Raw genomic sequence first — 4422 nt, forward strand, 5'->3', positions numbered from 1 at the left:
CTGGAACGCCGGCAAAGACCTCTCGTTCGTGCCGCTGCGGCCCGAACGAGTGGTGGAAGTCCGCTACGACCACATGGAAGGCGAACGGTTTCGGCACCCCGCCCAGTTCAACCGCTGGCGGCCCGACCGCGACCCAAGCTCATGCACGTATTCCCAACTGGAAACCCCGATCACCTTCAAACTCGGCGACATCGTCTCGGGCCTCGGCTAGCGCCTAATGCCCGTCGAGCGGCCAGGAGTTACACCGCGACGGTGAGCGACGATAGTCCGCGCAGCGTGACGTTCGGCTTGTACACCGGTTCGCCGTCCAGCCGCGCTTGAGGAAAACGGGCTGTCACCGCCGATAGCGCGACCGCGGCCTCCAACCGAGCCAGCGGAGCGCCCAGACAGTAATGCAGGCCTCGCCCGAATGCTAAGTGCCGGGACGTATTTCGATGCGGATCGAAGAGCTCCGGTCGTTCGAACTCTCCCTCGTCATGCTGAGCTGCGGCCAGCAGCAGCAACATGGTGTCACCCTCGGCTATTTGGGTGTCCCCAATCGTCATGTCGTCAGCGGCAATTCGCGCTACCAATTGCACGGGCGGGTCGTAACGCAGCGTTTCCTCGATAACCGCCGGAGCATGATCTGCGTCGGCGGCCAGAGCGGCCCACTGCGCGGGGTTGCGCAGCATCGCCAAGATAGCGTTCGCAATCAGGTTCACGGTGGTCTCATGCCCGGCGACCAGCAGCAAGCTGCAGGTCGAGACGATCTCGTCCTCGGCCAGCTGATCGCCGGACTCTTCCACCGCGATCAACCGTGACATCAGATCATCACCCGGTTGCGACCGGCGCTGTCCGATGAGGTCGTGCAGGTATTCGCGCAACCACTGACTGGCTCGAAGACGTTCTTGCATGCCCTCCGACGGCTCCCCGGTGATCGCGAGGAACGGGTCCAGCGCCTGCGCCATCAGCGCCGATGCGCGGCCGAACTCCGGCTCGTCCTCCAACGGAATCCCCAGCAGCCGACAGATCACCGCCACCGGCAGCGGGTAGGCGAGATCACTGATGACGTCGAAGTGCCCGCGTTTGGTCACGCGGTCGAGCAATCCATCGACCAGACCGGCGATCTCCGGTTGCAGCGCGTTGACCACCTTGGGCACGAACGCCTTGCTGACAAGTTTGCGCAGCCGGGTGTGATCGGGCGGATCGAGAAACAGGAACATGGGAGGCCACGGCGGCCGCAGGTTCGCGCCCTCGGCGAACATGCGTTGTACCACCGACGACTTGCTCCGGTCGACAGACGACGACGGATGCCGCAGCACCTCGTCGCAGTCGCGATAGGCCGAAAAGACGGTGAGGTTGGCGTCCGGCAACCGCAGCGGACCCTGTTCCCGGAACCGCCGGTACACCGCATACGGGTCGGCCCGGTTGGCCGGGTCCATCAGTTGCAGCAGCAGTGCCTGCGGCTCGGCGACACTCGACACACTCGTCATTCACACATTGTGCAGGAGTCCCGCGGGTCGATTAGCTACGCAGGAATTCGACGATGTGGCCGGCGAGTTCTTCACCGGCGTCTTCTTGCAGGAAGTGCCCGGCATTATGCACGACGGGGTGTTCGATGCCCTGCGCGCCGGCCATCTCGCGCTGAAAGATCGGCGCCATTCCACCGGTGATCGGATCCCCATCGCTGAAAGCCACCAACATGGGCATCGAGCTCGCGCACAGCGTCGCCCACGCCGAGCGGTTGGCCGCACCGGCCGGGTCATCGGGTGACGTCGGCACCAGCCCGGGCATGGCGCGCGGTGCAGCGCAATAGCTGTCGTCCGGGAATGGCGCGTCATACGCCGCGCGCACCTCATCGCTCACCGGCCGGCGACAGCCGCCCTGCACGAACCGGCCGACATCGATCGACGGCGCCGTCTGCATCACCTCGCGGAACTGCCACCAGATCTTCGGCATCGGGATGTCTCCGGTCGGCAACCCGGTGTTGGCGACGACGCTTCGACTGAACCGTTCGGGATGCTCGGCGGCCAATCGCAATCCGATCAGCCCGCCCCAGTCCTGCCCGACGAGAGTGACCCGGTTCAGGTCCAACACGTCGAATACCAGTTCCCGCACCCACTCGACATGGCGCGCGTAGGTGTGGTCTTCAATACGCGTCGGCTTGTCGGAACGACCGAACCCGACCAAATCCGGGCAGATGACGCGATGCTCGGCCGCCGCCAATACCGGAATCATCTTGCGGTACAAAAATGACCATGAGGGCTCGCCGTGCAGCATGAGCACCGGGTCGGCGTGCTGCGGACCGTCGTGCACCCAGGCCATCCGGAGCGTCCCGCCGTCGCCGTCTGACACTTCGGAATAGTTTGGGGTATAAGGGAATTCGGGCAGATCTGCGAAGCGATCGTCAGGTGTTCGCAATGTCTGCATGACTGTGAACATACGCCAGGGCTTATTCGCCCTCGCGCGAACCGGCTAAGGTCGGGTGGGCCATCAACTGATCCAAAACGGGGCGGTGGCCTGTGAGCAGCTTGATCCTGGCCTGCGCCACTGGGAACCAGCCGACCCGGTCTACCTCGGGGAAGCTCTGAATCCGCCCTGAGCCTTTGGGCCATTCGAGTTCGAAGGTGTTGCTGTGCGCATCGGTGAGGTCAAGATCGCCCTGCACCGCGAACGCGGTGACGACCTTGCCGCTGGGCTGCTTCATCGGCGGAAATGCGATCCGCGGCCCGGCCGGCGCCGGCAGACCGATCTCCTCTTCGAACTCACGTTGCGCCGCCACCCAGGGGTCGTCGCCGTCGGTGTACTCCCCCTTGGGAATTGACCAGGCACCGTCGTCCTTCCGGGCCCAGAACGGTCCACCCGGATGCGCGATCAGGACCTCGACGACGTCGTCGCGTACCCGATACAGCAACAGGCCTGCGCTCAGCTTGGGCATGGTCGCCGGTCAGACGCCAACCGCGCGTTCCAAATCCTTCAGCGAGCTTTCCAGGTGACCGAGCAACCGCTGCAGGTGCGGCACGCTTCGGCGGCATCCGACCAAGCCGAAGTCGAGGTTGCCGGCGTTGTTGACCACGGTGATGTTCAAGGCTTGACCGTCCAGCGCGATTGACATCGGATAGTTGCCGTCAAGACGCGCACCGCCCCAATACAGCGGCTCGGTTGGCCCCGGGACATTGGAGATGACGATGTTGAACGGCGGCGGCGCCGAGGAGCCCAATCCCGGGATGACGGCAAGGGCCATCGGTGCCATCAGACACGCCGACAACGCCATGGCCTGCAGCCGGGGCAGTTGAGAGAACACCTCCTTGTTGCCGCGCATCGATTGGTTGATGGTTTCGAGGCGAATGGCCGGATCGTCGACGTCGGTGGCGAGGTTGCACAAGATCGTGCCGACCATGTTGCCGCCGCTGTCGGCTTCCTCCTTGGTGCGCAGACTTATCGGGACCATGGCGACCAACGGCGTGTCGGGCAGCGCATGCTGATCGGCCAGGTAGTACCGCAGCGCACCGGCGCACATCGCCAGGACGACGTCATTGACCGAAACCCCGGCGGCCCGCCTAATGTTTTTGAGTCGGTCCAACGAATAGGACTGAGCCGCGCACCGGCGCGCGCCGCCGATCGGTACGTTGAGCATGGTGCGCGGTGCGGCGAACGGAAGCGTCAGTTGTTGTTCGACCAGTGCGGCACGGGCCAGCGACAGCGTCGATGGGCCAAGTGCGGCAATCGATCTCGCTGTTTGGGTCAACATCTGCCACCGAGACCGGGTGGTCGAATGTCGCCGCCGAGGCAGGCTCCAGATCGCCACCAGGTCACGATCGTCGGGGTCGGTCGACATCGTGCGCGCCATCAGCTTGAGCGCTGAGACACCGTCGATCAGCGAGTGGTGAAACTTGGTGTACAGGGCGAATCGGCCGTCGTTCAGTCCCTCCACGAAATAGCCTTCCCATAGCGGGCGGTGGCGATCGAGCAGGGTGCTGTGCAGCCGCGAGGTCAGCTCGAGTAGATCGCGGACCCGGCCAGGCGAGGGCAGCGCCGAACGGCGCAGGTGGTAGTCGATGTCGATGTCGTCCTCGTCGTCGTAGGCCCACGTGATATTGCCGATTCCGCCGAGAAGCCGTGCGGGACGCTTCCGGAAAGTGGGCTGGAAGTCGCTGTTTTCGGCCAGAGCCTGGTAGGCCTTGCGAGGGAAATCCGGTCCGGCGTCCTCCGGTGGCACGAACAGCGCCAAGCCGCCGACGTGCATGGGGTGCTCGCGGGATTCGCCCAGTAGGAATATCGAGTCGGTAGGCGTGATCAGCTCCATTGACCCATTAAAGCGCTGGCATGAAGCGGATTCGGCCGAATGCGCGCCGCGGTGTTACAGGTGGAAGCCGCCGAGACCCGGAAGGTGCGGAATCCCACCGCCGCCGTGAGGCAGGCCCGGCAGGCCCGGCTCCGGGC

4 protein-coding genes and 1 pseudogene are annotated in these 4422 nt (G+C 64.6%); 1 reads left to right on the forward strand and 4 read right to left on the reverse strand.

Annotation, left to right across the window (positions count from 1 at the left end):
* Nucleotides 1–211, forward strand: a pseudogene (gene ligC / locus WBF82_RS00590) (ATP-dependent DNA ligase); the annotation flags it as partial.
* A 28-nt stretch (nucleotides 212–239) separates the two neighbouring features.
* Here the strand turns inward: ligC and WBF82_RS00595 are convergent.
* The 4 genes from WBF82_RS00595 to WBF82_RS00610 are packed head-to-tail and all read right to left on the reverse strand — an operon-like array spanning nucleotide 240 to nucleotide 4285.
* A complete protein-coding gene (locus tag WBF82_RS00595; protein ID WP_424381169.1) occupies nucleotides 240–1472 on the reverse strand; it encodes a cytochrome P450 in 1233 nt (410 codons plus the stop codon).
* Between the two features lie 31 nt (nucleotides 1473–1503).
* Nucleotides 1504–2409, reverse strand: a complete 906-nt coding sequence (locus WBF82_RS00600; RefSeq protein WP_424381170.1) for a haloalkane dehalogenase — start codon at nucleotides 2407–2409, stop codon at nucleotides 1504–1506.
* Nucleotides 2410–2431: 22 nt separating this feature from the next.
* Entirely contained in the window at nucleotides 2432–2917 is a 486-nt protein-coding gene (locus tag WBF82_RS00605; RefSeq protein ID WP_424381171.1) for an NUDIX domain-containing protein, read from the reverse strand.
* Nucleotides 2918–2926: 9 nt separating this feature from the next.
* On the reverse strand, nucleotides 2927–4285 hold the full coding sequence (locus tag WBF82_RS00610) for a WS/DGAT/MGAT family O-acyltransferase (protein WP_424381172.1): 1359 nt from the start codon (nucleotides 4283–4285) through the stop codon (nucleotides 2927–2929).
* Nucleotides 4286–4422 lie beyond the last annotated feature (137 nt).

It is taken from the genome of Mycobacterium sp., assembly GCF_049673265.1.
GTDB lineage: Bacteria > Actinomycetota > Actinomycetes > Mycobacteriales > Mycobacteriaceae > Mycobacterium.